Here is a 24,615-nt window from a genome sequence, read left to right on the forward strand (position 1 = left end):
CTCCTTCACAATCAGGCAACCGCAGGCGCGGCATCAGTCGTTATATTTGGGGCACGTAGCATCGCCAGACTGAGCGCTTGCTCTTCAGTGGCATGACCGTGTTCTAACTCACCGGAAATAGCCCCCTCACGCATCACTACAATTCTGTCAGCCAGCCCAAGCACTTCAGGCAAATCACTGGACGCAAACAACACAGCAATACCCTGTTTCGCCAGTGCATAAATCACGTTATAAATCTCATGCTTGGCTCCAACATCAATACCGCGCGTCGGTTCATCCAGCAGGATCACTTTCATATCCTCGGATAACCAGCGGCCTAAAATGGCTTTCTGCTGATTGCCGCCGGAGAGATTCATAATTAACTGTTGGGGGCCTGGTGTTTTGATATTTAGGGACTGAATGCGTAATGCCGCATTCTCTTGCTCCCAGCGGTTATTAATCAGGCAGCCCGCGGTTAGGGTTTTACGTCGGGCGCTGATATTGATGTTGTCCTGCACTGAATGCACCGGAATAATGCCATCAGCTTTACGATCCTCAGGGCATAGCATGATCCCAGCGGTAATGGCATCAATGGGGGAACGAACCGTCAGCGCTTTGCCATCCAACAACACTTGCCCACTGGTCAGTTTGGTGCCACCAAATAATCCTTTGAGTAATTCACTGCGCCCCGCGCCGACTAACCCAAATAAGCCAACAATCTCACCCTGATGCACCGTCAAACTAATGGGGGATTTAACACCAATGGCTTTTACATCTTGCAATGTCAGGCGCTCCGGCCCTATTTCACGGGGTTGATAGCCATAAATATCTCCCAGATTGCGCCCCACCATGGCCTGAACTAATGAGTCATTATTAACCTGCTCCATATCATCAAAAGTACGCACGTAGCGACCATCTTTGAACACGGTAATGGCATCACTCAGTGCAAAAATTTCTTCCATACGGTGGGAAACATATAAAATAACCCGCCCTTCAGCGCGCAATTCGCGAATAACCCGAAATAGCTGTTCAATCTCTCTGGCAGAGAGTGAGCTGGTAGGTTCATCAAAGGCAATTATCTTGGCATTGCGCGCCAACGCTTTGGCAATTTCCACCATCTGCCATTGGCCGATGGAGAGATATTTCAGGGGGGTGTCGGGATCAATATCCAGCCCTAAATGTGCGAGCTGCAAACTGGACTCATAACGCAATAATTTACGATCGACCATGCCCATCTTGGTTGGCAATTGGCCTAAATAGATATTTTCTGCCACGGTCATTTCCGGTACTAAGTGCAGTTCCTGATAAATGATCGCCACCCCCGCGTCGAGTGCCTCGGTGGTGTTGGTAAAATTGACCGCCTTCCCTCTAATGTGGATTTCGCCCTGGGTTGGCGTGTAATTACCACTGAGAATTTTCAGCAGTGTTGACTTCCCTGCGCCATTCTCCCCCATCAGGGCGTGGATTTGACCGGCCTGACAGGTAAAACTGATATCATCCAGCGCTTGAACACCGGGGAAACTTTTTCCGATGCCACAAAAAGCCAGATAAGGTGACTTCTCGGCTTCCTGCTCGGCTTGTAACGCAGAATGGAGTGCTGACATGATGGCTTCCTTCTAAATTTTGGGTTGCACCGCGCCACGTAATAACATGATAAATAACTGCGTGGTCAGGTGGGGCAAGCCGCAGCCTGCCCCCAGTGCGTCATAGCCTGTATCTCCACAAGACATAACGGAATTACATCAAGCCTTTTTTCTCTAACTCAGTTTTGAAGTTATCCCGAGTGATCAACACCACATCCGTGACTTCAGTAAATTTCGCTGGCTCAACATCTTTGGTAACCCAGTCATGAAGCATCTGGATGCTCTTGTAACCATGGATATCCGGGCTTGGTAACAGAGAACCGTAGAAACCGGTCGCCTGGCCTTTTGACAATTCACTTACCGCATCAACACCATTGATACCAATCCCAATCACATTAGGTGCTTTAAAGCCCTGACCTTCGGTTGCCCGCACGCCACCCAATACGGTGTTGTCGTTCATCCCGACAATCAGCCAGTTTTTCACTTCAGGGTGCTGTACCAACATGGAGTTAGCGGCATCAAATGCGCCCGGAATATCATTGGATTTGGTTGGTACTTTATAGATTTGTTTCTCTGGGAAACCTGCTGCTTTCAGCGCGTCCATAGAGCCTGTAGTACGGCGACGTGCCGTATCAAGCTCGTCAGAAGTAATAGCCATGACAGCGGTTTCTGCCGGTTGCCATCCACGGTTATTCATCTCTTTCCACAGTTCCTGTCCTTGACGCTCACCGATTTTGGTCGCCGCCATCATCACTAATGGAACACTTTCCATCGGTTTGCCTTTGGCATTAACGAATTGGTCATCAACTGCGATCACTTTCAGGTTATAACTGCGTGCTTTTGCTTCGATGGCTGGCCCCAATTTAGGGTCCGGTGTACAGATGACAAAACCTTTTGCACCGCTGGCCGCCAGACTATCAATTGCATTTAGTGTTTTTTCACCATCGGGCACGGCAATCTTTATCACTTCGAAACCTAAATCCTTCCCGGCTTTATCAGCAAACTTCCATTCTGTCTGGAACCAAGGTTCTTCCGGTTGCTTGACTAAAAAGCCTAATTTCATGCTTTCGGCAATAGCTGAATGTGACATAACTGCCGCTAACCCAACCACTGCCAGCGCCTTAGTTAATTTATGCATAGTGTTCTCCGGACTGTTTTTGTAGGAAGAGATGTTTTTTGTTTATTAAATCGTCAACTACACAAATCTATCGATTTTCAGTGGAAACGTTATCAATCATGTTTTCTCAGTTTAAGTGCGGTTGCATGCTCTATAAAAGCCACCTAACCTCACCACACCCGGTAAGACGGTGACAGTTTTAACGTTAATTTCCTTTCAGAATGTAGAGCGCTATCACATCCAGGGATTACAGTTTATTTATCCATATATTCAGCAAATTTAACCTCTCTCTAACTTTTGACTGACATCACAAAAACACTGTAGGAAGCAGAAAAGTACATACTTCCAGCTATTGGCTCCTCACATCTTGCCGCCGCTCACTCCTATGGTTATTGCCAATGAATTCTTGTTTTCTGCAATCGTTAGGAGCATCCCCCATGACAGGCGACGTTATATCGGCAGGCAGCCCTTTATCGAAAAATAACGCTATAGCGCTCGGGTTGGATTTTGGCAGCGATTCCGTGCGGGTATTGGCGGTGGATTGTCAGCATGGCACCGAGATCGATACCGAAGTTGTTTATTACCCTCGATGGCAGCAGGGCCTTTATAGCCAGGCCGCCCACAATCAGTTCCGTCACCACCCTCTCGACTATATAGAAGCGATGGAGCAGGCCATCCAGCAGGTGGTCAATCGCCTCTCGGCGCAACAGCGTCAACAAATTGTCGGCATTGGTGTGGATACCACCGGCTCTACACCAGCCCCGATTGATGAACAAGGTCAGGTATTGGCGCTACGTCCGGATTTTGCGGATAACCCTAATGCCATGTTCGTGTTGTGGAAAGACCACACTGCCATTGAAGAAGCAGAAGAAATCAATCGCTTATGTCACAGCGGAGAATTTGCTGATTACTCGCGCTATATCGGCGGTGTTTACTCTTCTGAGTGGTTTTGGGCAAAGATCTTGCACATTACCCGAGCGGATAAAGCGGTTCGTGATACGGCGGTGTCATGGGTTGAATTGTGCGACTGGATCCCGGCATTGCTCTCTGGTACTACGGCACCACAAGATATTCAACGAGGCCGATGCAGCGCTGGACATAAAAGCTTGTGGCACCCTTCTTGGGGAGGATTGCCACCACGAGAATTCCTGACGGCGCTGGATAGTAGCCTGGTTAACAAGCTCGATTACCCCTTATTTACTGATACCTATACTGCAGAACGCCCCGTGGGAGTTATCACCGCTGAATGGGCTGAACGTCTAGGTTTACCTGCTAACGTTGTCATTTCAGGTGGTGCATTTGATTGCCATATGGGCGCCGTTGGTGCGGGAGCTCAACCATATACATTGGTCAAAGTTATCGGCACCTCGACTTGCGATATCTTGATTGCCGATGAAAAGCTGGTGGGTGATCGGGCGATTGCAGGAATCTGTGGTCAGGTAGAAGGTAGCGTAGTACCCGGCTGGATTGGTATGGAGGCGGGTCAATCGGCATTTGGTGATATGTATGCCTGGTTTAGCCGTTTATTAAGCTGGCCATTACATCAGGCTGCACTGGCACAGCCCGAATTACAGCTTCAATTAAAGCAGATTGAATCCACCCTTCTTACCTCGCTCACAACTGAGTGGGCTAAAAATCCATCGCTTGATCATCTACCGGTGGTATTGGATTGGTTTAATGGTCGCCGCACACCAAATGCTAATCAGCGCTTGAAAGGTGTTATTACGGATCTGAATCTTGGCACCGATGCTCCGACGCTATTTGGTGGTTTTATTGCTGCTACCGCATTCGGTGCTCGCGCCATCATGGAATGCTTCGAACAACAGGATATTCCGGTGGAGAATGTGCTGGCATTAGGCGGTATTGCACGGAAATCTCCAGTGATCATGCAGGTTTGTGCTGATGTGATGAATCGACCGCTACAAATAGTGGCATCAGATCAATGTTGCGCCTTAGGTGCTGCTATTTTTGCAGCGGTTGCTGCTGGCGTATTTGATGATGTCCCAGCTGCACAGCGCCATATGGCCTGTAAAATTGAACGCACCTTGATACCAAATGCAACACAAGTCGCACGCTATCAACAGCTTTATCAACGCTATCAACAGTGGTGCTTATCGGCCGAACCCCATTACGCGCCAGTCACCGAGACTAAGCACTGATCTTGATGGTTAACCTGATTTATAAATATATACATTATTAAACGGAGTATCCGATGGACGTATTCAAGCAATCAGAAGTGTGGTTTGTGATCGGCAGTCAAAACCTGTATGGCCCTAAAACATTGCAACAAGTTATGGATAATGCCCATCATGTGGTCAGCAGCCTGAATAGTGAAGCGGGTTTACCGGTCAAATTAGTGCTAAAACCCTTGGTCACTACGCCAGACGAGATCACCGCCCTGTGTCGCGAAGCTAATTATGATACGGCGTGCATCGGCATCATGACTTGGCTCCACACTTTCTCACCAGCCAAAATGTGGATTGGTGGGCTGAGTATTCTGAATAAACCTTTGCTGCAATTCCATACCCAATTTAATGCTCAGATCCCATGGGAAACCATGGATATGGACTTTATGAACTTGAACCAAACAGCTCACGGTGGCCGTGAGTTTGGTTTTATCGGTGCACGTATGCGTCAGCAGCATAGCGTCATCACCGGGCACTGGCAGGATAAAGAAGCACACCAACGCATTGGTCAATGGATGCGGGTAGCTGCGGCTAAACAGGAAAGCCAACAACTGAAAGTTGCTCGTTTTGGCGACAATATGCGTGAAGTAGCCGTCACCGAAGGTGATAAAGTTGCAGCTCAAATTCAGTTCGGATATTCGGTCAATGCCTACGGCATTGGCGACTTGGTCACCGTGGTGGACGCAGTCAGTAAAGGGGATATAGATGCTCTGGTTGAAGAGTATGAGGCCACCTATCGCTTGACTGATGCCGTGAAATTGAACGGCAATAAACGTGAAAATCTGCTGGATGCGGCTCGCATTGAGTTAGGGATGAAGCGTTTCCTTGAGCAAGGCGGTTTTAAAGCCTTTACCACCAACTTTGAAAACTTATATGGTCTGAAACAGTTACCGGGGCTGGCCGTCCAACGTCTTATGCAGCAAGGTTATGGCTTCGGCGGCGAAGGCGACTGGAAAACCGCAGCACTGCTGCGCATCCTGAAAGTGATGGGTACCGGTCTGAAAGGCGGCACGTCCTTTATGGAGGATTACACCTATAACTTCCAGCCGGGCAATGATTTAGTTGTTGGTTCTCACATGCTGGAAGTCTGCCCATCAATTGCAAAAGAAGAGAAACCACTGCTGGATGTGCAACATTTAGGTATCGGTGGTAAAGCTGACCCTGCTCGTTTGATCTTCTCAACCCCAGCAGGCCCGGCCCTGAATGCCAGCTTGATTGATATGGGTAACCGCTTCCGCTTGCTGGTTAATGTGGTCGATACCGTTGAGCAACCCCACCCGTTACCAAAACTGCCTGTTGCTCGCGCTATCTGGCAAGCCCAACCGTCACTGGCAACAGCCGCCGAAGCTTGGATCATTGCTGGTGGTGCGCACCATACCGTGTTCTCACAAGCTATTGGCGTTGATGAACTGCGCCTGTATGCCGAAATGCATGGGATTGAGTTCCTGCTTATCGATAACGACACCACCCTGCCAGCGTTCAAAAATGAAATTCGTTGGAATGAAGTCTATTACCATCTGAATCATTGAGTTAGCGAAGGTAGGACCGTCATTTATATTTATCAGCAGATTAATTACTCATCAACCAAGGGGGCTTAATAGCCCCTTTTCATGGTTTTTAGCCCAACCGCTAACGTGATGGCCATAGCCACTCAGGAGTTGTATCCTGCTGTATTGTTGTTTCACTGAGCTGTTTATCCAACAAAATATGGCGGCAAAAATCTTCTTGTTGTAGCGCCGCCACTAATTCTGCGGCATGGGAAACCACGATCACTTGAGTATGCTGCGCCGCCTGACCAATTAACCGCGCCAATGGTTTCAGTAAACCAACAACTGATTATACATACAGTAGTTTTGAGTTACACAATTCCCTCTCTTCCGTTTAATCATTATTAATTTTTTATGATGTGGTTTTTGTTTTTTTCTGTATTTCATCCAAACAGAAACCGGTTACAGAAACCGGTTGCATAGAAAGTGAATTACCGAATACACTGGTGGCAGATGTTTTAACCACTACTCTTTTCATTCATTACATGGGAGTGAATTTATGTCTGCTTTCCCGAAGGATTTTTTATGGGGTGCGGCTAGCGCCGCTTATCAAGTTGAAGGGGCCTATGATGCTGATGGCAAAGGCCCTTCTATCTGGGATACTTTTTCGCACCTGCCAGGTACTACCTATCAGGGAACCAATGGTGATGTTGCGGTAGACCACTACCACCGCTTCCGTGAAGATGTGGCGCTAATGGCTGAAATGGGTATGAAAAGTTATCGTTTTTCTATCTCATGGCCGCGATTATTACCTACCGGCCGTGGTGAAGTTAATCCTGCTGGGATCAAATTCTACAGTGAACTGATTGATGCACTGCTGGAACATAATATTGAACCCATGATTACCCTGTATCACTGGGATTTACCGCAAGCCTTGCAGGATGAGGGGGGTTGGGAAACACGTAGCACTGCCGATGCTTTCGAAGAATACGCCCGTTTGTGCTATCAACACTATGGTGACCGGGTCAAACTTTGGTCTACTTTTAATGAAACCATCTGTTTTATTGGTTTTGGTTATATTGTCGGCGCTCACCCACCGGGCGTTCAGGACACGGGGCGCGCCATTCAAGCCTGCCACCATGTTTTTGTAGCACATGCCAAGGCTGTTGCCGCATTCCGCACCAGTGGTATTGAAGGAAAAATTGGTTTTGTGAATGTCCTGCAAACCAATACCCCTCTTAGCAATTCGCCAGAAGATATTGCCGCATTCCGTTTAGCTGATGGGATCTTTACTCATTGGCTGTACGATCCCGTATTGAAAGGTGAGTATCCCGCTGAATTACTGGAACAAACTCAGGCCATCTGGGGGATGCCTCAATTTGCTCCGGGTGATGAAGCACTACTGCGCGACAATATTTGCGACTTTATTGGCCTAAATTATTATAAGCGCGAAACTATTGCTGCAAATACCCAAGAAACGCATCTCGCCATTAACACTTCAGGCAAGAAAGGCTCAGGCCACCAGCAAGGTAATGAGTTCGGCTTTAAGGGCTTGTTCAAATTTGTCCGCAACCCAAGTGGCATTTATACCGATTGGGACTGGGAAATTTACCCTCAGGGCTTGACTGAGGGCATCATGAATATCAAAGCCCGCTATGGCGATATCCCAATCTATATTACAGAGAATGGCTTAGGCGCTAAAGATCCCATCATTAATGGTGAAGTTGTTGATGACGATCGAATTGATTATCTGCGTCAGCATATTGCCGCCATTGAGGATGCGATAAAACAAGGCGCCGATGTTCGAGGTTACTACCCATGGTCGTTTACCGACCTTTTGAGTTGGTTGAACGGTTTTCAGAAGCAATATGGCTTTGTGTATGTCGACCACCAAAAACAACTGGCGCGCCAACGCAAGAAAAGCTTTTTCTGGTATCAAGACGTGATTAAGTCCAATGGTGATAAGCTGTAACTAACACTGGCTGGGTGGCTAACCCGCCCCCAGCCAGATGCTCTACTCTGTTTGCAGCCGCCACAAATGGGCATAGACGCCGCGCTGCGCCAGCAGTGCTTGATGGCTACCTTGCTCCAACACCTGCCCCTCTTTTAACACCAAAATACGATGACATAGACGCAATGTATTCAAACGGTGCGCAATGCAAATAACGGTGCGATTACGGATGATTTCCGGTAATTGGCACATGATAGCTGCCTCAGATTCATAATCCAGAGCACTGGTGGCCTCATCAAGGATCAGAATTTTTGGATCTGCCATCAACGCCCTTGCCAATGCGACTCGTTGGCGTTGACCACCGGATAACATACCGCCGCGTTCACCCACAGACGTTTGGTAACCCTGTGGCAGTGTTGTAATAAAGTCATGCGCCCCCGCCAACCGTGCAATGTGCTCAACATGAGCATCATCGGCATGAGGCCGACACTGGCATATATTGTCTCTTATCGTGCCGGAGAACAGGACACTTTCTTGCAAAACCACACTCATTTGGCAGCGCAAGGTGGTGGTATCTGTAATGGCTAAATCCTGCCCATCGACCAAAATTTGCCCGTGTTGTGGGGTATACAAGCGCTGGAGCAACTTGGTTAATGTCGATTTTCCACAGCCCGAAGGCCCGGTAATACCGATAAACTCGCCGCCAGCAATATCCAAACTGAGATTTTGGATAACTTCAGCGGTATCGGGCCGATAGCGGAAACGGACCTGTTTAAAAGCCAAACTCCCCGCTACCGCATGATTCGAGAGTAATCCAACACTGCCCGGCTCTGCCGGATAATCCAAAATACTACCAATGCGCTTGAGCGAAACTTGCGTATGCTGGAAATCTTGCCATATTTGCGCCAAGCGTAAGATAGGCTGGGTAACGTAGCCTGAGAACAGTGTAAAAGCGATAAATTGCCCGGGACTGAGTTCCCCAGCGAGCACTAACGTCACGCCCACCCACAGTAAAATAGCTGAAGTTACTTTATTGATAAGATGAATACCTTGTTCAGCAATATTTGCCGCCCAAGTACATGCAAATGAGGCTCGTACATAACGAGCTAAAGAGGAGCGCCAACTACGGTTAAACAGATTTTCGGTCGCTGACGTTTTGATGGTTTCCAACCCACTGATAGCTTCCGTCAGAAATGCCGTGTTATGTGCACTGGCTTCATATTGCCTTTCTACTCGCTTACGCAAGAGGCCACTCACCGATAACCAGAACAACAGGTAACACACCAGAGAGAATATCACTATCCATGTTAAAGACTTACTGTAGCAAAACATCACAGCGATAAATGTGCCGACAAAGATTAAATCCAACAGCATGGTCAATGCAGAACCCGTCAAGAAGCTGCGAATTTGCTCCATTTCCCGCACTTTAGCGATGGTTTTCCCGGTTTGTTGTGCAGCAAAATAATCCAGAGGCAGCCCCAGTAAGTGATGATAAAGCCCGGAATTTAGTTCTGCCCCCACCCGGCTGGATAAATGTGAAAACAACCAACTGCGTAAAAAGGTATAGCATGGTTCAACAATTGCCAGCGCAATCATAGCAATGCCCAGAACCATCAAACTGCCGACCCCGCGCCCCACTAATACTTTGTCGATCATCGTTTCGAACAACATCGGCGTTACCAGCAAAATGCTCTGCAAAAGCAATGAGACCAGAATAATATTACGTAGCTGATGGCGATATTTGGTGATAACCGGGATAAACCAGCTAAAACCAAAAGAGGTTTTCTTTTGTACCGATGGCTCCGCTTTCGCTAATAAAATAGCCTCACCGCGCCACAAGCGAGCAAGTTCCTGCACACTTATTTGTAGCGATTCTCCTCTGCCAGCGTAATGGAGCATCGCCCCCTGTTCATTAAGTGCTAATAGCACGTACCACTGCACGCCATCACTGAACAAAATAGGGAATGTCAAATTGCCCAACCGTTCAAACGGCTGATTGACGGTTCTGGCCCGTAAACCAATCCATCCGGCACAGCGGCATAAGGCAATGTTATCTATTTTTTGAGAGGCCCCCCCCAATTTATGGGCTAACACGGAAACTTCGACGACAAGATCAAAACACGCAGCGGCACGAACCAGTGCTTCCAGAGGCTGATTGATCTGAGTTGATGCTGAACTCATCATATCAACGCTCCTTCAAGGCTTCAGATTGATACTGTTGCAATGGGCTGAGTAAATAATCAATCACTCGACGGCTGCCCGTTTTAATTTCGACACTGACTGACATCCCAGCGGATAACCGTACCGGTTTCCCCTCAACGATCAGCGTATCGCTGCCCAGTTGAATACGCGCCGGGAACACAAGCCCTTGCTGTTGATCTTCCATTGCATCACGCGAGATATGCTTAACTTCACCAGAAAGTGTGCCAAATCGGGTGTAGGGGAAACTGTCTATCTTGACTTCCACCGCCTGACCGGGCAGCACAAACCCCACATCTTTATTCAGAATCATGACATCGAGTTCCAGCGGGTAGTTTTCAGGCACCAAGACCATGAGTGGCTGGGCCGTGGTGACGACACCGCCCAATGTATGCACCGCCAATTGCTGGATGACCCCCGCCTCCGGTGCACGTAAAGTTTGCTGGCGCTGTTTTTCTGTCAACTTAATCAACTCTTGCTGCAATTGATTGATAACTTCGTGGGCTTTATTTAATCTCTCCTGATAATTTCTTTTCTTTTCAGCCAGATAGTGGACTCGAGTTTGTGTTAGGTTGAGTGCCTTTGCCTGCAAAATAGCCTGTTCGTTTTTTAAGCGGTCGGCCTCTGCAGTCGCATTGAGCCATTCCCGCTCTTGTATTAATAACTCAACGTCAGCGATGGATTTGGATTTGGCTAGGGTTCGCAATGCCTGTAACTGTTGATAAATGTTTTTCATTAAGGCTTGCTGATTAGTCATATTGATGGTGGCCGCCTGAATATGCGCTTGATTAACCGCCAGTTCACTGTCTTGACGTGCCAGTTCAGCGTTGTCTTCATCGTGCTCTTTGGTTAACAGTGCCTTGGCGGCCACGGCCAATTCCTCTGAAATATCACTTGAATAGCTAAAATTAACGAGTGGGTTCTCCGTCTGTAGTGCCGCCATCCGTGCTGCTTCCAGTAACCGATGGCTCAATTGTTGGTTGATATTGCCTATCTCGGCATCAATACCAATGGGATTTAGCTCGATCAACACCTGACCGGCTTTAACGTGGTCACCATCGCGAACATGGATTGCCATCACCACACCCGGTTCTAACGGTTGAATCACTTTCGAGTGTTCGGAGACAATCACCTTACCCTGTGCTGAAGCGTGAATATCTAGCTTCCCTACAATCGACCAGATTAATACCGCCAGTAATGTCAGGGCCAGAAACCAGGCAGTACGCCGCGCCAAAGGCGATACCGGGCGTTCAACAACATCCAAATAAGCAGGAAGAAAATCATACTCATCGCGTGTTTTCTCTGCCGCAACGTAGCGCTGCCAACGATGCTTTAGCGCCTTCACCCACGACAAGTTAGCCAAATAGTGCATCAGCTTCATTTTGTTTCCTCATGGCTAAAGTCAGCCTGTTGTTGCCAAAGCTGGGCATAGACGCCATTTAGTGCCAGCAGTTCGTTATGACTGGCAAGTTCGGTGACTTGACCTTGAGTGACTACCGCAATACGGTGGCAATGTCGTACGGTTGAAAGCCGGTGAGCAATAGTGATAACGGTACGATTGGCAATGATGCGGGCCATATTTTTCTGCACTTCGGCTTGCGACTCATCATCTAAAGCACTGGTCGCTTCATCGAAGATTAAAACCCGAGGATTGGCCAATAACGTGCGAGCTATAGCAATGCGCTGACGCTGCCCCCCAGAAAGTGATGCACCTCCCTCGGCGAGAACCGTGTCATACCCCAGTGGCAGTGCGAGAATAAAGGCATGTGCGCCAGCCAGAGATGCCGCATCCACCACCTCACTGAGCGATGCAGTCGGCCGAGAGTAGGCTATATTCTCGCGCACAGTTCGATTAAACAGGTGATTCTCTTGCATAACGACACCGATTTGCCGCCGTAAGCATTCAGGCGAAAAACGATTTATTGGGAACCCATCAATATTAATTACGCCTTGCTCGGCGATATACAAACGTTGCAGTAACCGCGCAACGGTACTTTTCCCAGAGCCTGAGGGGCCAACTAGCCCGATATGCTCCCCCGCTCGCAGAGATAATGAAAAATGCCGCAATACGGGGTCAAGATCCGGGCGATAGCGGAAAGTGACATTCTCCAACAAAATATCACCCTGAATTTTACTATCAGAAAGTGCCGCCCCACTGGCCTGCTCAACCGGTAAGCTCAGAATATCGGAGATTAACGTCAACCCAACCTGCGCACGAATACTCTGCTGCCACAAATCAACTAACTTGCTCATTGGCATAAGTGCCTGCCCAGCCAGCATATTAAAAGCAATCAATTGCCCGATACTGAGTTGCACAGACATCACTTGATATGCCCCGATGACTAAAACCAGTGCACCCGCCAGCTTTTGTAGCAACTGCGCACTCTGGCTGCTGAAACTTTGCAAATTTTGTACTTGAAAATTGGCTTGTGCAAAATCACGCGTTTGCCTCTCCCACCGCTGCTGCATTTGCGGCTCAAGTGCCAAACTTTTTACTGTTTCAACGCCCGATAAGGTTTCGGTTAAAAATGCGCCATTTTGTGCGGCACGACTGCACAAAACACTGACTTTCTTTTGCAGTGGTTTGGTACTCAATGCAGCTAATAACAAATAAAGCGGTAATGTCCCCAAAACAATGAATGTCAGCAGCGGGGATATACACCACATAACAATAAACAACACGACGGTGAAGACCACATCCACACATAATGTCAGGGCCGAACCCGTAATAAATTCACGAATATTATCTAATTCTCGTACTCTAGCGACAATATTCCCTACATGACGCTGTTTAAAGTAACTCAGTGGTAATTTAATTAAATGATTAAATAACTTCCCACCCAATAAAATATCCACTCGCGTGGTGGTGTGAGTGAAAATATATTCACGTAGAAATTTCAACATCACTTCATAAACACCAACCACGAGTAACACAGTAATTAACACATCAAGAGTGGTCAGTGCATTATGGACTAAAACCTTATCCATAATCACTTGAAAGAAAAGAGGCGATATGAGTGCCAAAAATTGTAGCAATAATGATAAAACCAATACCTGAGTCAGCGATTTGCGATGATGTAATAAGGCAGGAATAAACCAGCGGATATCAAAACGTGAATGGCTACAGTAGATAACAACACCCCCCCATAACGAATTAAGCTCTTGATAGTCTACAATTTTTGGTTGCGCGCTATCAGCATACTGTAGCAGTGCCTGGTTATCATTTAGACGTGCCAATAGAATAAATCGCCCTTGTACATCCCGGAATGCCAAGGGTAATTGCTCTGGTTTTATCTTATTTAATGGCTTTCTTTTGACTTTAAAACGGGCTGGTGTGGTTCGTGATAATTGTGATAAATGCCTTTGTAACAATGTAAATGAGGTCATTGTCGAGATAGTGATAGCGGTATTCTGTCTAAATACTTTAACAGGCTCGGCACTAAATCCCGCCAAACAAAGTAGTCGTGCTGCACATACCAAAGAGGAATGAACGTGGTTTTCCATAAATGACATTACCTAATTATTTCATCGTAAAAATAACTTTTCACGTGATAAAAAATATGACAGCAGAATTGTATAGTGCTACACATAAACCAAACTCATAAAATAAGGATGTGTAATGATGAAATTCTCAAAAATTCTTTAATGTTATTTAAAATAATCAAAATGATTTCAAAAATATAAAAATAAACAAGATATAAATCACTAATAGAATTAACCATTAGAGATAAAACACATCACATTCATCTACTAGTGACATCACATTTATTGATTTGCATCGCCAAATTTATGGTGCTTTGTGTGATAATTTCGCGGTGATTTATAGCCTCTATGATTGGCTGCCGCCGTTTTATCACTGATAACAGGAATTATCCCAGCATGACACCGACACGACTTTCCACTGCCGATGACCTCTCCCCTACAGTCAATGTAAGTCATGATACCAACTTGCAGCCAATTCAACTGATTGCACAGCAATTAGGTTTAACCGCCGATAGTGTGATCCCCTACGGACACCATATGGCGAAAGTCGATATCAGTGTGCTACGTTCCCAGAGCAAACAAGGCAAGCTGATTCTAGTTTCCAGCATTACCCCCACCCCAATGGGGGAAGGCAAAACAGTCACAACAATTGGATTGAGTCAGGGAATTAACAAATTAGGTTTTCGTGGTGTGGCATGTATTCGTCAACCAAGCCTTGGTCCGGTATTTGGTGTCAAAGGCGGCGCCGCAGGCGGCGGTAGCGCACAAGTGCTACCGATGGAAAAGTTAAATTTGCATCTGACGGGTGACATTCATGCCATCAGTGCTGCGCATAATCTGGCGGCAGCGGCGCTGGATGCACGTTTGTACCATGAACAACGTCTGGGGCAAGCCTTTTGCCAGCAAACCGGCATGCCTTTGCTGAACATTGATATCCAACACATTCTATGGCCGCGCGTAGTTGACCATAATGATCGCGCATTGCGACACATTCAGGTCGGCGTTGGCGGAGGAACTCATGGCGTTGAACGCGCAGATTATGTCGAAATAACCGCAGCATCAGAATTGATGGCGATATTGGCGTTATCAGAAAACTTGCAGGATATGCGCCAACGTATTGGCCGGATCATTTTGGCAAAAAATACCCACGGTGTCCCCATCACCGCAGAAGACCTTGGGGTTGCAGGAGCCATGGCGGCCTTAATGAAAGAAGCTATCCATCCAACATTAATGCAGACCACTGAACAAACGCCAGTGCTCATTCATGCCGGGCCATTTGCCAATATCGCCCACGGTAACTCCTCGGTACTGGCTGACCGACTGGGGTTGCAGTTAGCTGACTATGTAGTGACAGAGGCCGGTTTTGGCTCAGATATGGGGATGGAGAAGTTCTTTAATATTAAGTACCGTCAGTCCGGCCTTGCTCCATCCTGCGTAGTGTTAGTTGCCACACTGCGAAGCCTGAAAGCCAACAGCGGCGTGTTTGACATCAAACCGGGCCAGCCACTACCAACTGAAATTCTCAGTACCAATATCCCACTCCTAAGCCAAGGTTGCACCAATCTGAAGTGGCACATTGATAATGCAAAAAGCTATGGTTTACCGGTGGTGGTGGCCGTTAATCGCTTCCCCGACGACAGCGCAGAGGAACTGGATTTTCTCAGCGATTATGCGCTTTCCGCTGGTGCTTTTGCTTGCGAAATTAGCGAGGCGTTTGCTAAAGGCGGCGCCGGCACCACGGCTTTGGCCCAACAAGTGGTCAATGCCTGCAAGCATGCCGATGAGCCGACACTTCCCTACTCTGACAGTGCCTCTTTGGAGCAAAAAATCGAGATATTAGCCCAACGTTATGGTGCCAGCGAGGTCACATACACCCCGCAAGCACGCCAGCAGCTAGCAGCAATAACGGCGGCAGGTTTCGGTCATTTACCGCTGTGCATTGCCAAAACCCCCCTTTCCATTAGTGCCGATTCCCGGTTGAAGGGGGTTCCTCATGATTTTGTCTTGCCTATCACCGCCTGCGCAGTTTCCGCCGGGGCCGGTTTTGTACGTATTTATGCCGGGGATATTATGACCATGCCAGGCCTCGGCACGCTGCCAGCTTATTATCATATTGATATAGATGACGAAGGACGCATTTGCGGGTTAAGCTAGTGCAATGAAAAAGGTCATATTCGATAAATAGGGTTCACTATGTCTCAACAGCAGGAATATCAACGTATTGGCGGCTGGTTATTGGCTCCATTGGCTTATCTGATTGTGACATTACTGAGTGCCAGTCTGATGCTAGCGCTGTATGCGATGGCCATTTTCACTCCTGAATCTAGGGAATATCTGGTCACTAACTCACAGGCGTTTACCCTGCAATGGTATTTCTCCGTGGTGACCACAATCGTCATGTGGATTTATACGGTATGGGTTATCTGGTTGTGTTGCAGCCGCTCACGTCGTTTCCCCAAACTGTTTATTCTGTGGCTATTGTTAACGGTATTATTAGCGTTAAAGGCATTCGCGTTTTCGCCTATCAGCGATGATATCGCCCTGCGTACCTTAGGTTGGCCTCTGTTGGCTGCCGCAATTTTCGTTCCCTATATCAAACGTTCTCAGCGCGTGAAACAGACTTTTACTGAGAATTAAAGGAATTGTTCCTCTTTTTGCCTTAAAATAGCCGGAAAATCGTAATAACCCTGCACTTCATCTGTTGTCGTTGGGCCGCCAATTTTGGATAATAGGCGGCTTTTATTTTTTTAGGCCCCGTAATGACTGAATACCTGCTCCTGTTTGTCGGTACTGTTTTGGTAAACAACTTCGTGCTGGTCAAGTTTCTTGGCTTGTGCCCTTTCATGGGTGTCTCTAAAAAACTGGAGACCGCCATTGGTATGGGGCTGGCAACCACTTTTGTACTGACTCTGGCCTCGGTGTGCGCCTGGATGGTTAACAGCTTTATCTTGCTGCCACTCGGGTTAGTCTATTTGCGGACATTGGCCTTTATATTAGTTATCGCGGTTGTTGTGCAATTTACTGAACTGGTGGTACGCAAAACCAGCCCAGCGCTTTATCGCTTGTTGGGGATATTTTTGCCGTTGATCACCACTAACTGTGCGGTGTTAGGTGTGGCCTTGCTTAATATCAATCAATCTCACAATTTTATGCAATCGGCGGTATACGGCTTCAGCGCTGCCGCCGGTTTCTCTCTGGTTATGGTGCTATTCGCGGCTATCCGTGAACGTCTGGCTGTTGCTGACGTACCCGCGCCCTTCCGTGGCTCGTCTATCGCACTTATTACCGCGGGGCTTATGTCACTCGCCTTTATGGGCTTTACCGGATTGGTGAAGTTCTGATGATGTCGTTATGGATTGCCATAGGCGCATTGAGCACATTGGCGCTGATTTCAGGTGCCGTGCTGGGCTTTGCTGCCCGTCGTTTTCAGGTTGAACAAGACCCTATCGTTGAACAAATAGACGCTATCCTGCCGCAAAGCCAATGTGGACAATGTGGCTATCCCGGCTGTCGCCCCTATGCCGAAGCCGTCTCCGGCGGCAGTGAAAAAATAAACAAATGCGCACCGGGTGGCGAGCAAGTAATGTTCAAACTGGCCGAGTTGCTGGCTGTGGAGCCGCAACCCTTGGATGGCGATGAAACGGCCACCCATCCTCAGCGCAAAGTGGCGTTTATTGATGAAGCAAACTGTATTGGTTGCACTAAATGTATTCAGGCCTGCCCGGTTGATGCCATCGTCGGTGCCACCCGCGCCATGCATACCGTTTTACCGGATCTTTGTACTGGCTGTGATCTTTGCGTATCGCCTTGCCCAACAGACTGTATTGAGATGCTCCCGGTTGCTACTACCACTGCGAACTGGAAGTGGGATTTGAGCACCATCCCGGTCAAAAACCTGCCCACGCAGTTAGTTGCTTCGCAGATGATCCCGGTGAAAATGATAGATGCGGAGCAACATGTTTAAGCTGTTTACTGCCCGTCAACACGATAACATCTGGGATTTCGACGGTGGCATTCATCCGCCGGAAATGAAGCTGCAATCAAGCACCGTCCCTATGCGTATCGCCTCTTTGCCTGCACAAATGATCATTCCGTTGCAGCAACATCTTGGGCCTGAAGGTGAATTGTGTGTCAGAGCCGGTGAATACGTCTTAAAAGGACAACCTCTGACCATTGGCCGAGGTCGTACCGTGCCTGTGCATGCTCCAACATCCGGCACAATTACAGCAATAGCACCTCATACCACCGCACATCCTTCAGGTTTGGCGGAACTGTGCGTGCATATCGCTCCGGATGGGAAAGATCGCTGGCGCGAACAACAACCTTGGGCAAATTATCGACAATGGGACCGGAACGCACTGCTAGAGAGAATTCATCAAGCGGGGATTGCCGGTTTAGGTGGTGCAGGTTTTCCGACTGCCAGCAAATTACAAGGCGGTTTAAACAGCGTTACTACTCTCATTATCAATGCGGCAGAGTGCGAGCCTTATATCACTGCCGATGATCGGTTGATGCAAGATCATGGCGAAGAGTTGGTGACTGGGATTCATATTTTAATGTACTTGCTCCAGCCTCAGCAGGTACTGATAGGTATTGAAGATAATAAACCTGAAGCTATTGCTGCTCTGCAACTGGCGCTACGCGGTCATGATGACATCCAGTTGCGGGTGATTCCCACCAAGTACCCGTCAGGTGGAGCCAAGCAGCTCACCAAAATTCTGACGGGTAAAGAAGTGCCCTTCGGCAAGCATTCGTCATCCATTGGGGTGCTGATGCACAATGTGGGGACAGCGGTAGCCATCAAACGAGCGGTTATTGATGATGAGCCTCTCATCGAGCGAGTCGTGACATTGACTGGCGATGCAATAACAAAACCGGGGAATTTCTGGGCCAGGATCGGCACCCCAGTCATACACTTATTGACCTTAGCTGGCTTTCAACCACAACCCCAACAAATGGTGATTATGGGGGGGCCTTTGATGGGCTTTACCCTGCCAAGTTTGGATGTTCCTATCGTTAAGATCAGTAACTGTATTTTAGCCCCGACAGAAACTGAGATGGGGTTGTCGGAGCCTGAACAAGCCTGCATTCGTTGTGGCTTATGCGTTGATGCCTGTCCGGCCGGTTTATTACCCCAGCAACTATACTGGTTCAGCCGGGGTGAAGAACATGAAAAGGCACGTAATCATAACTTGTTTGATTGTATTGAATGTGGTGCCTGCGCCTATGTCTGCCCAAGTAATATTCCTTTGGTGCAATACTATCGCCAGGAAAAAGCCGAAATTCGCGCGCTTGATCAGGAAAGCGCCCGCGCAGCTATTGCGAAAGCACGTTTTGAAGCCAAACAAGCTCGCCTAGAGCGGGAAAAATTAGCTCGTGAATTACGCCACAAGCAAGCCGCCGTCAAGCTGACGGAAGCCGACCAGCAAACAGTTGAAGCCGCGGTTAGCCGCTTGTCCCGTGAAGCAAAAAGCGCTGACTCAACGATTGCCGTCATTGCAGGGCAAACACCAGATAACAGTGAGGCCATTGCTGCCCGCCAAGCACGTAAAGCTCAAGCCAGAACTCTTCAGGCAGAAAAACAGGCCACAATGACCGCTGAAAATGCAGAGGTCATTGATCCACGCCAAGCTGCGGTGGCTGCCGCTATCGCCCGTGTCAAAGCCAAAAAAGCGGCACGCGTTACGGCTGAAACAGCCAAAAATGAAAGTCACGCGCCAGAAGAAGACCCGCGCAAAGCTGCGGTGGCTGCCGCTATCGCTCGTGTCAAAGCCAAAAAAGCGGCACACGTTACGGCTGAAACAGCCAAAAATGAAAGTCGCGCGCCAGAAGAAGACCCGCGCAAAGCTGCGGTGGCTGCCGCTATCGCTCGTGTCAAAGCCAAGAAAGCGGCACTCGTTACGGCTGAAACAGCCAAAAATGAAAGTCACGCGCCAGAAGAAGATCCGCGCAAAGCCGCGGTGGCTGCCGCTATCGCCCGTGTCAAAGCCAAGAAAGCAGCACAAACAGTGAATCCGGATTAAGGTATCACTGCACAAAGACTGAATTGACGCCCTACGTTTTTATAACAACAAGGCGTCAATTTACGGCCATAAGATAATGATAGACGGAGGAAATATCACGCATTTTAGATTCAGCATGACAACCATCAACTTCAATCACCTCCATCTCTAAACCACCACCAAATTCATCTCTTAACTTCGGCAATACTTCGTTGTACAAATAGATAGAAAACTTCACGCACTCTTTGGCACTCCCTTGATGAGAGATAGACAAAAACTCACCCGCCGGTATAGAAATATGGTCTATCTCGCGGTGCCCCTGAATTTCGTGCCTTTTCTCTTTATCGATCGCCGTCGAATAATAGACTCTGTTCTGCCCTTGTAAACTCTCCTTGGCAGAAAACAAGGAATAGATCCTCTGGCATGAGAAGTTAACTTCTTTAAAGAAATCGAGCAAAATCTCATCTTTCATGGCCATGCAGGATGAATGCTTGCCACTACAATGGTTGTGCTCATCAAAATCCAATTGCCGAGTGAAGCCCACCAGCTCTTTCTCTGGTAAGGTTATCCTTTTGATTTCTGGTGTATAATTTTCACAGAAACCAAAACGTGGAATCATACCTTGTACATCCCAATGCTCCATTTGGCGAAAGCTGTTTGGCGTGACACCAAAACGCTTCTTAAACGTACGAGTAAAAGTCTGTTGTGAATCAAAACCCAACTCATCAGAGATTTCTATGATTGGCCGTCGTGAAATACGCAAAGCCACTGCCGCACGAGTCAGCACCCGCCCGCGGATATAGGAGGCTAATTGTAACCCAACAATACTTTTAAACTTTCGTTGCAAATGCCATTTTGAATATCCTGAAATCTTCGCCACATCATCCAATGTCGGCCTCTTTTCTAAATTGATTTCAATCCACTCAATTAATTCTTCTATAAATAATATGTCTTCATTTATCATTGTATTGTTCTTTAAATATATAATTACACTGCATACTACATTAATCTATCATTATGCCAACGCTTTTCTCAAATCTAAATTTTAACGTTAAGATATCGTTAATTTACAGTTGGTTACTAAAGAATCCTCCTATAGAAAACGCTTCTTAAACAGACAATTTTAGCTATCTTTCTGATACTCAAGCCTAATTATCTCGCTGGATTAACCCGTTCATCACTCTATTTCTTTGTTACTATTACGATATAAATTGCAAGCCTATTCTTTGGCTCACTAGGCATATTAAACAGGGCTATTTACTGAACATCACAGTTTATGAAGAATAATAACCCTATGATTAAGGCGTATTACACTTTGTCTGAATAGGGTAGAATGCGGCACCAATATTATTCCCCCTGACGGCTGAGTGTATTGACGCCCGCAAGTACTGACTTGCCCGCGCGACGCCTGCGTTTGAGAACCCTGTTAAGCATTCGACATATGGTTGCAATTTCATGAAATTCAGGCCCACAACTCCGATCCAGAACAAAGGGTTGCAGATAGCCAGTTCCCCTTTTACGCATAATCAACGAAGTACCCGCAATATTATGCTGTTGGTAATTTTGGCTTGTATTCCGGGCATCATCGCCCAGACCTACTTCTTTGGTTATGGCAGCCTGATTCAGGTTGCGCTGGCCATGGTTACCGCTTTGCTGGCCGAAGGTGCGGTCTTGCAATTACGCAAGCAACCGGTATTAACCCGGCTGCAAGACAATTCTGCTCTGCTCACCGGCCTGCTGCTAGGGATAAGCCTGCCACCGTTGGCCCCTTGGTGGATGATTGTATTGGGTACATTGTTTGCTATTGTCATTGCCAAGCAACTCTACGGTGGTTTGGGGCAAAATCCCTTTAACCCCGCCATGGTGGGTTATGTGGTGTTGCTGATTTCATTCCCGGTGCAAATGACCAGTTGGTTACCACCGCTGCCCTTACAAGGTACGCCAGTCGGATTTCATGACAGCCTATTAACCATTTTCACCGGTTTTACCCACAGCGGCGCCGATATTCATCAACTGCAGATGGGGGTTGATGGTATTAGCCAAGCCACGCCCCTCGACCATTTTAAAACGGCGCTACGCGTCCAGCCCGCTGAACATATTTTGCAACAGCCCCTCTTTGGTGGTGCCTTGGCGGGGATTGGCTGGCAATGGGTTAACATTGGTTTTCTGGTGGGCGGCCTGTTCCTGTTGTGGCGTAAAGCCATTCATTGGCATATTCCCGTCAGTTTTCTGCTGGCGTTAAGTACTTGCGCCGCGATCAGTTGGCTGATTTCTCCGCAAAGCTTCGCCCCACCGATGCTACATCTATTTTCCGGGGCGACCATGCTGGGGGCGTTCTTCATTGCTACCGACCCAGTCAGCGCATCGACGACACCGCGTGGCCGTCTGATTTTCGGTGCACTGATTGGTATTCTGGTGTGGTTAATTCGTGTGTACGGCGGTTATCCTGATGGGGTGGCTTTTGCTGTGCTGTTAGCCAACATCACTGTTCCGCTGATTGATCACTATACCCAACCACGGGTCTATGGCCATCATCGCGGGCATAAATAAGGAGCCGTTATGCTAAACACTATGAAGCGTCACGGCATCACTTTGGCCCTGTTTGCCGCCGGTGCCACTGGGTTAACCGCCGTCGTTAACTCTCTGACCGAAACAACCATTGCTCATCAGGCCGCACTACAACAAAAAGTGTTGTTCGATCAGGTTGTTCCGGCTGAAATTTATGACAATGATATGCAAGCAGAGTGTTACGTTGTCACTGATACAGCACTGGGTAATGATGCCCCCCACCGTGTCTATTTGGCACGCAAAGCGGGTCAACCCGTGGCTGCCGCCATTGAAACCACGGCGCCAGATGGTTATTCCGGTGCAATCCAACTCTTGGTTGGAGCAGACTTTCACGGTAACGTACTGGGCAGTCGAGTGATAGAACATCATGAAACCCCAGGTCTTGGTGATAAAATTGATATCCGTATTTCTGACTGGATAGCGCATTTCAGCGGGCAACATGTTGCAGGCGAGCAAGATACGCGCTGGGCAGTGAAAAAAGATGGCGGAGCGTTTGATCAATTTACCGGCGCGACCATCACACCACGAGCCGTTGTACGTGCGGTGAAAAATACCGCACTGTATCTGGAAACCTTGCCGGCAAAACTCGATAACTTGCCTGTTTGTGGAGAGAGTCAATGAGTGAAGCAAAAGATCTGATCGTTCAAGGACTGTGGAAAAATAACTCAGCGTTAGTGCAACTGCTGGGCCTCTGCCCACTGCTGGCGGTTTCCTCCACTGCCACCAATGCGCTGGGCTTAGGTTTGGCCACAACCTTGGTTTTGGTCTGTACCAATACCGCGGTATCAGCCCTACGCCGCTGGGTACCCAACGAAATTCGCATCCCGATTTACGTGATGATCATTGCATCAGTGGTCAGTACCGTGCAAATGCTGATTAATGCCTATGCCTTTGGTTTATATCAGTCGCTAGGGATATTCATTCCATTAATTGTGACCAACTGTATTGTCATTGGCCGGGCAGAAGCCTATGCCGCAAAAAATCCGGTGGGGTTATCCGCTCTGGATGGTTTATCCATGGGGCTAGGGGCTACTTGCGCTTTGTTTGTTCTGGGTTCACTGCGCGAAATTTTGGGCAACGGCACCCTGTTTGATGGCGCAGATATGCTGCTGGGTAACTGGGCTAAAGTGCTACGTATTGAAGTCTTACATCTGGACACCCCATTCCTATTGGCGATGCTGCCACCGGGGGCTTTTATCGGTTTGGGATTATTGCTGGCCGGTAAATATGTCATTGACGAAAAAATGAAAGCGCGTAAAGCCAGAACACTGTCCGCGGCACCACAAACTCAGGATATCTCGGCCGGGAAAGCCTAATGAATAAAGAAAAACGTATCGCTATATTGACTCGTTTGCGCGATAACAACCCGCATCCAACCACTGAATTGGTCTATAACACCCCTTTTGAGCTGCTGATTTCCGTGCTGCTTTCTGCTCAGGCCACAGACGTCAGTGTCAATAAAGCCACCGCCAAACTCTATCCGGTGGCTAACACGCCTCAAGCTATGCTGGATTTGGGCGTTGATGGCCTAAAGTCATACATTAAAACTATCGGCCTATTTAATACTAAGGCCGAAAACGTGATTAAAACATGCCGTATTTTGCTGGAAAAACATCACGGTGAGGTCCCCGAAGATCGCGCCGCACTGGAGGCATTACCCGGCGTGGGTCGCAAAACTGCAAATGTCGTATTGAACACCGCCTTTGGTTGGCCGACCATCGCGGTTGATACCCATATATTTCGTGTTTGTAATCGTACCGGCTTTGCCCCTGGCAGCAATGTTGATCAAGTTGAAGCCAAACTGCTCAAAGTGGTTCCCGCTGAGTTTAAACTGGATTGCCATCACTGGCTGATTCTTCATGGACGCTATACCTGTATTGCCCGTAAACCACGCTGTGGCTCCTGCATTATTGAAGATTTGTGTGAGTTTAAAGAGAAAGTTTACCCGGAACATTAATTGACTGGCCCGGCTTTCTGAGCCGGGTTTGTTCGTGATAGCTCCCCTCTATGCCGCGATTACCGTATTCGATTAGACGCTTCAACCTCGCCCCACTAGACTT

19 protein-coding genes are annotated in these 24,615 nt (G+C 47.9%); 12 read left to right on the forward strand and 7 right to left on the reverse strand.

Annotation, left to right across the window (positions count from 1 at the left end; all coding sequences use genetic code 11):
* Positions 1-11: 11 nt before the first annotated feature.
* Positions 12-1,583, reverse strand: coding sequence for an L-arabinose ABC transporter ATP-binding protein AraG (gene araG, locus HUZ92_RS08180; protein ID WP_050140622.1), 1,572 nt, complete (start codon positions 1,581-1,583; stop codon positions 12-14).
* A 133-nt stretch (positions 1,584-1,716) separates the two neighbouring features.
* Complete coding sequence (locus HUZ92_RS08185; protein WP_050097718.1) at positions 1,717-2,700, reverse strand: arabinose ABC transporter substrate-binding protein; 984 nt, start codon at positions 2,698-2,700, stop codon at positions 1,717-1,719.
* A gap of 416 nt (positions 2,701-3,116) precedes the next feature.
* On the opposite strand from HUZ92_RS08185, the gene HUZ92_RS08190 reads away from it, so the two are divergent.
* Both HUZ92_RS08190 and araA read left to right on the forward strand, forming a co-directional pair.
* Complete coding sequence (locus tag HUZ92_RS08190) at positions 3,117-4,838, forward strand: ribulokinase (protein WP_050097719.1); 1,722 nt, start codon at positions 3,117-3,119, stop codon at positions 4,836-4,838.
* Between the two features lie 53 nt (positions 4,839-4,891).
* Positions 4,892-6,394: an L-arabinose isomerase gene (gene araA / locus HUZ92_RS08195; protein ID WP_050097720.1), complete on the forward strand. Its 1,503-nt coding sequence runs from the start codon at positions 4,892-4,894 to the stop codon at positions 6,392-6,394.
* A gap of 100 nt (positions 6,395-6,494) precedes the next feature.
* On the opposite strand, the gene HUZ92_RS08200 is transcribed toward araA, so the two are convergent.
* Positions 6,495-6,677 carry a hypothetical protein gene (locus tag HUZ92_RS08200; RefSeq protein ID WP_235897003.1) on the reverse strand — a complete coding sequence of 61 codons (183 nt, stop codon included), beginning with the start codon at positions 6,675-6,677 and terminating at the stop codon, positions 6,495-6,497.
* Between the two features lie 234 nt (positions 6,678-6,911).
* Here HUZ92_RS08200 and HUZ92_RS08205 point away from each other — a divergent pair, with 234 nt between their 5' ends.
* A complete protein-coding gene (locus HUZ92_RS08205; RefSeq protein ID WP_050296147.1) occupies positions 6,912-8,324 on the forward strand; it encodes a glycoside hydrolase family 1 protein in 1,413 nt (470 codons plus the stop codon).
* A gap of 42 nt (positions 8,325-8,366) precedes the next feature.
* Here HUZ92_RS08205 and HUZ92_RS08210 read toward each other — a convergent pair whose 3' ends face one another.
* The 3 genes from HUZ92_RS08210 to HUZ92_RS08220 are packed head-to-tail and all read right to left on the reverse strand — an operon-like array spanning position 8,367 to position 14,006.
* Complete coding sequence (locus HUZ92_RS08210; RefSeq protein WP_145579962.1) at positions 8,367-10,487, reverse strand: type I secretion system permease/ATPase; 2,121 nt, start codon at positions 10,485-10,487, stop codon at positions 8,367-8,369.
* Between the two features lies 1 nt (position 10,488).
* Complete coding sequence (locus HUZ92_RS08215; protein ID WP_145579963.1) at positions 10,489-11,883, reverse strand: HlyD family type I secretion periplasmic adaptor subunit; 1,395 nt, start codon at positions 11,881-11,883, stop codon at positions 10,489-10,491.
* Complete coding sequence (locus HUZ92_RS08220) at positions 11,880-14,006, reverse strand: peptidase domain-containing ABC transporter (protein WP_145579964.1); 2,127 nt, start codon at positions 14,004-14,006, stop codon at positions 11,880-11,882. The genes HUZ92_RS08215 and HUZ92_RS08220 overlap by 4 nt, the downstream gene beginning before the upstream one ends.
* A gap of 375 nt (positions 14,007-14,381) precedes the next feature.
* On the opposite strand from HUZ92_RS08220, the gene HUZ92_RS08225 reads away from it, so the two are divergent.
* The 5 genes from HUZ92_RS08225 (at position 14,382) to rsxC (ending at position 20,008) form a co-directional block, all read left to right on the forward strand.
* Entirely contained in the window at positions 14,382-16,139 is a 1,758-nt protein-coding gene (locus HUZ92_RS08225; RefSeq protein WP_174846808.1) for a formate--tetrahydrofolate ligase, read from the forward strand.
* Positions 16,140-16,178: 39 nt separating this feature from the next.
* The gene (locus tag HUZ92_RS08230; protein ID WP_050097727.1) at positions 16,179-16,622 is read left to right on the forward strand and encodes a DUF2569 domain-containing protein; all 444 of its coding nucleotides are present in this window, start codon (positions 16,179-16,181) and stop codon (positions 16,620-16,622) included.
* Positions 16,623-16,744: 122 nt separating this feature from the next.
* The gene (gene rsxA, locus HUZ92_RS08235; RefSeq protein ID WP_005169884.1) at positions 16,745-17,326 is read left to right on the forward strand and encodes an electron transport complex subunit RsxA; all 582 of its coding nucleotides are present in this window, start codon (positions 16,745-16,747) and stop codon (positions 17,324-17,326) included.
* Complete coding sequence (gene rsxB / locus HUZ92_RS08240) at positions 17,326-17,949, forward strand: electron transport complex subunit RsxB (protein WP_050097728.1); 624 nt, start codon at positions 17,326-17,328, stop codon at positions 17,947-17,949. Before rsxA ends, rsxB begins: the two co-directional genes overlap by 1 nt.
* Positions 17,942-20,008, forward strand: coding sequence for an electron transport complex subunit RsxC (rsxC, locus tag HUZ92_RS08245; protein WP_174846809.1), 2,067 nt, complete (start codon positions 17,942-17,944; stop codon positions 20,006-20,008). The genes rsxB and rsxC overlap by 8 nt, the downstream gene beginning before the upstream one ends.
* Positions 20,009-20,063: 55 nt before the next feature.
* Here rsxC and HUZ92_RS08250 read toward each other — a convergent pair whose 3' ends face one another.
* The gene (locus HUZ92_RS08250; protein ID WP_050101275.1) at positions 20,064-20,951 is read right to left on the reverse strand and encodes a helix-turn-helix domain-containing protein; all 888 of its coding nucleotides are present in this window, start codon (positions 20,949-20,951) and stop codon (positions 20,064-20,066) included.
* Between the two features lie 491 nt (positions 20,952-21,442).
* On the opposite strand from HUZ92_RS08250, the gene rsxD reads away from it, so the two are divergent.
* The 4 genes from rsxD to nth are packed head-to-tail and all read left to right on the forward strand — an operon-like array spanning position 21,443 to position 24,512.
* Entirely contained in the window at positions 21,443-22,537 is a 1,095-nt protein-coding gene (gene rsxD / locus HUZ92_RS08255) for an electron transport complex subunit RsxD (protein ID WP_050101276.1), read from the forward strand.
* Between the two features lie 9 nt (positions 22,538-22,546).
* Complete coding sequence (rsxG, locus tag HUZ92_RS08260) at positions 22,547-23,176, forward strand: electron transport complex subunit RsxG (protein ID WP_145524735.1); 630 nt, start codon at positions 22,547-22,549, stop codon at positions 23,174-23,176.
* Positions 23,173-23,871 carry an electron transport complex subunit E gene (locus HUZ92_RS08265; RefSeq protein ID WP_050140614.1) on the forward strand — a complete coding sequence of 233 codons (699 nt, stop codon included), beginning with the start codon at positions 23,173-23,175 and terminating at the stop codon, positions 23,869-23,871. The genes rsxG and HUZ92_RS08265 overlap by 4 nt, the downstream gene beginning before the upstream one ends.
* The gene (gene nth / locus HUZ92_RS08270; RefSeq protein WP_050101279.1) at positions 23,871-24,512 is read left to right on the forward strand and encodes an endonuclease III; all 642 of its coding nucleotides are present in this window, start codon (positions 23,871-23,873) and stop codon (positions 24,510-24,512) included. Before HUZ92_RS08265 ends, nth begins: the two co-directional genes overlap by 1 nt.
* Positions 24,513-24,615 lie beyond the last annotated feature (103 nt).

This window comes from Yersinia vastinensis, from assembly GCF_902726565.1.
GTDB classification, from domain to species: Bacteria; Pseudomonadota; Gammaproteobacteria; order Enterobacterales; family Enterobacteriaceae; genus Yersinia; species Yersinia vastinensis.

What these genes read in the sequence shown, in the direction of transcription:
- rsxA (WP_005169884.1), top strand. Translation starts at nt 16,745, where the DNA reads ATGACTGAATACCTGCTCCTGTTTGTCGGTACTGTTTTGGTAAACAAC.
- rsxB (WP_050097728.1), top strand. Translation starts at nt 17,326, where the DNA reads ATGATGTCGTTATGGATTGCCATAGGCGCATTGAGCACATTGGCGCTG.
- HUZ92_RS08225 (WP_174846808.1), top strand. Translation starts at nt 14,382, where the DNA reads ATGACACCGACACGACTTTCCACTGCCGATGACCTCTCCCCTACAGTC.
- HUZ92_RS08250 (WP_050101275.1), bottom strand. Translation starts at nt 20,951, where the DNA reads ATGATAAATGAAGACATATTATTTATAGAAGAATTAATTGAGTGGATT.
- araA (WP_050097720.1), top strand. Translation starts at nt 4,892, where the DNA reads ATGGACGTATTCAAGCAATCAGAAGTGTGGTTTGTGATCGGCAGTCAA.
- HUZ92_RS08185 (WP_050097718.1), bottom strand. Translation starts at nt 2,700, where the DNA reads ATGCATAAATTAACTAAGGCGCTGGCAGTGGTTGGGTTAGCGGCAGTT.
- HUZ92_RS08210 (WP_145579962.1), bottom strand. Translation starts at nt 10,487, where the DNA reads ATGATGAGTTCAGCATCAACTCAGATCAATCAGCCTCTGGAAGCACTG.
- HUZ92_RS08215 (WP_145579963.1), bottom strand. Translation starts at nt 11,883, where the DNA reads ATGAAGCTGATGCACTATTTGGCTAACTTGTCGTGGGTGAAGGCGCTA.
- nth (WP_050101279.1), top strand. Translation starts at nt 23,871, where the DNA reads ATGAATAAAGAAAAACGTATCGCTATATTGACTCGTTTGCGCGATAAC.
- HUZ92_RS08265 (WP_050140614.1), top strand. Translation starts at nt 23,173, where the DNA reads ATGAGTGAAGCAAAAGATCTGATCGTTCAAGGACTGTGGAAAAATAAC.
- rsxD (WP_050101276.1), top strand. Translation starts at nt 21,443, where the DNA reads ATGAAATTCAGGCCCACAACTCCGATCCAGAACAAAGGGTTGCAGATA.
- rsxC (WP_174846809.1), top strand. Translation starts at nt 17,942, where the DNA reads ATGTTTAAGCTGTTTACTGCCCGTCAACACGATAACATCTGGGATTTC.
- HUZ92_RS08190 (WP_050097719.1), top strand. Translation starts at nt 3,117, where the DNA reads ATGACAGGCGACGTTATATCGGCAGGCAGCCCTTTATCGAAAAATAAC.
- rsxG (WP_145524735.1), top strand. Translation starts at nt 22,547, where the DNA reads ATGCTAAACACTATGAAGCGTCACGGCATCACTTTGGCCCTGTTTGCC.
- HUZ92_RS08230 (WP_050097727.1), top strand. Translation starts at nt 16,179, where the DNA reads ATGTCTCAACAGCAGGAATATCAACGTATTGGCGGCTGGTTATTGGCT.
- HUZ92_RS08205 (WP_050296147.1), top strand. Translation starts at nt 6,912, where the DNA reads ATGTCTGCTTTCCCGAAGGATTTTTTATGGGGTGCGGCTAGCGCCGCT.
- HUZ92_RS08220 (WP_145579964.1), bottom strand. Translation starts at nt 14,006, where the DNA reads ATGGAAAACCACGTTCATTCCTCTTTGGTATGTGCAGCACGACTACTT.
- araG (WP_050140622.1), bottom strand. Translation starts at nt 1,583, where the DNA reads ATGTCAGCACTCCATTCTGCGTTACAAGCCGAGCAGGAAGCCGAGAAG.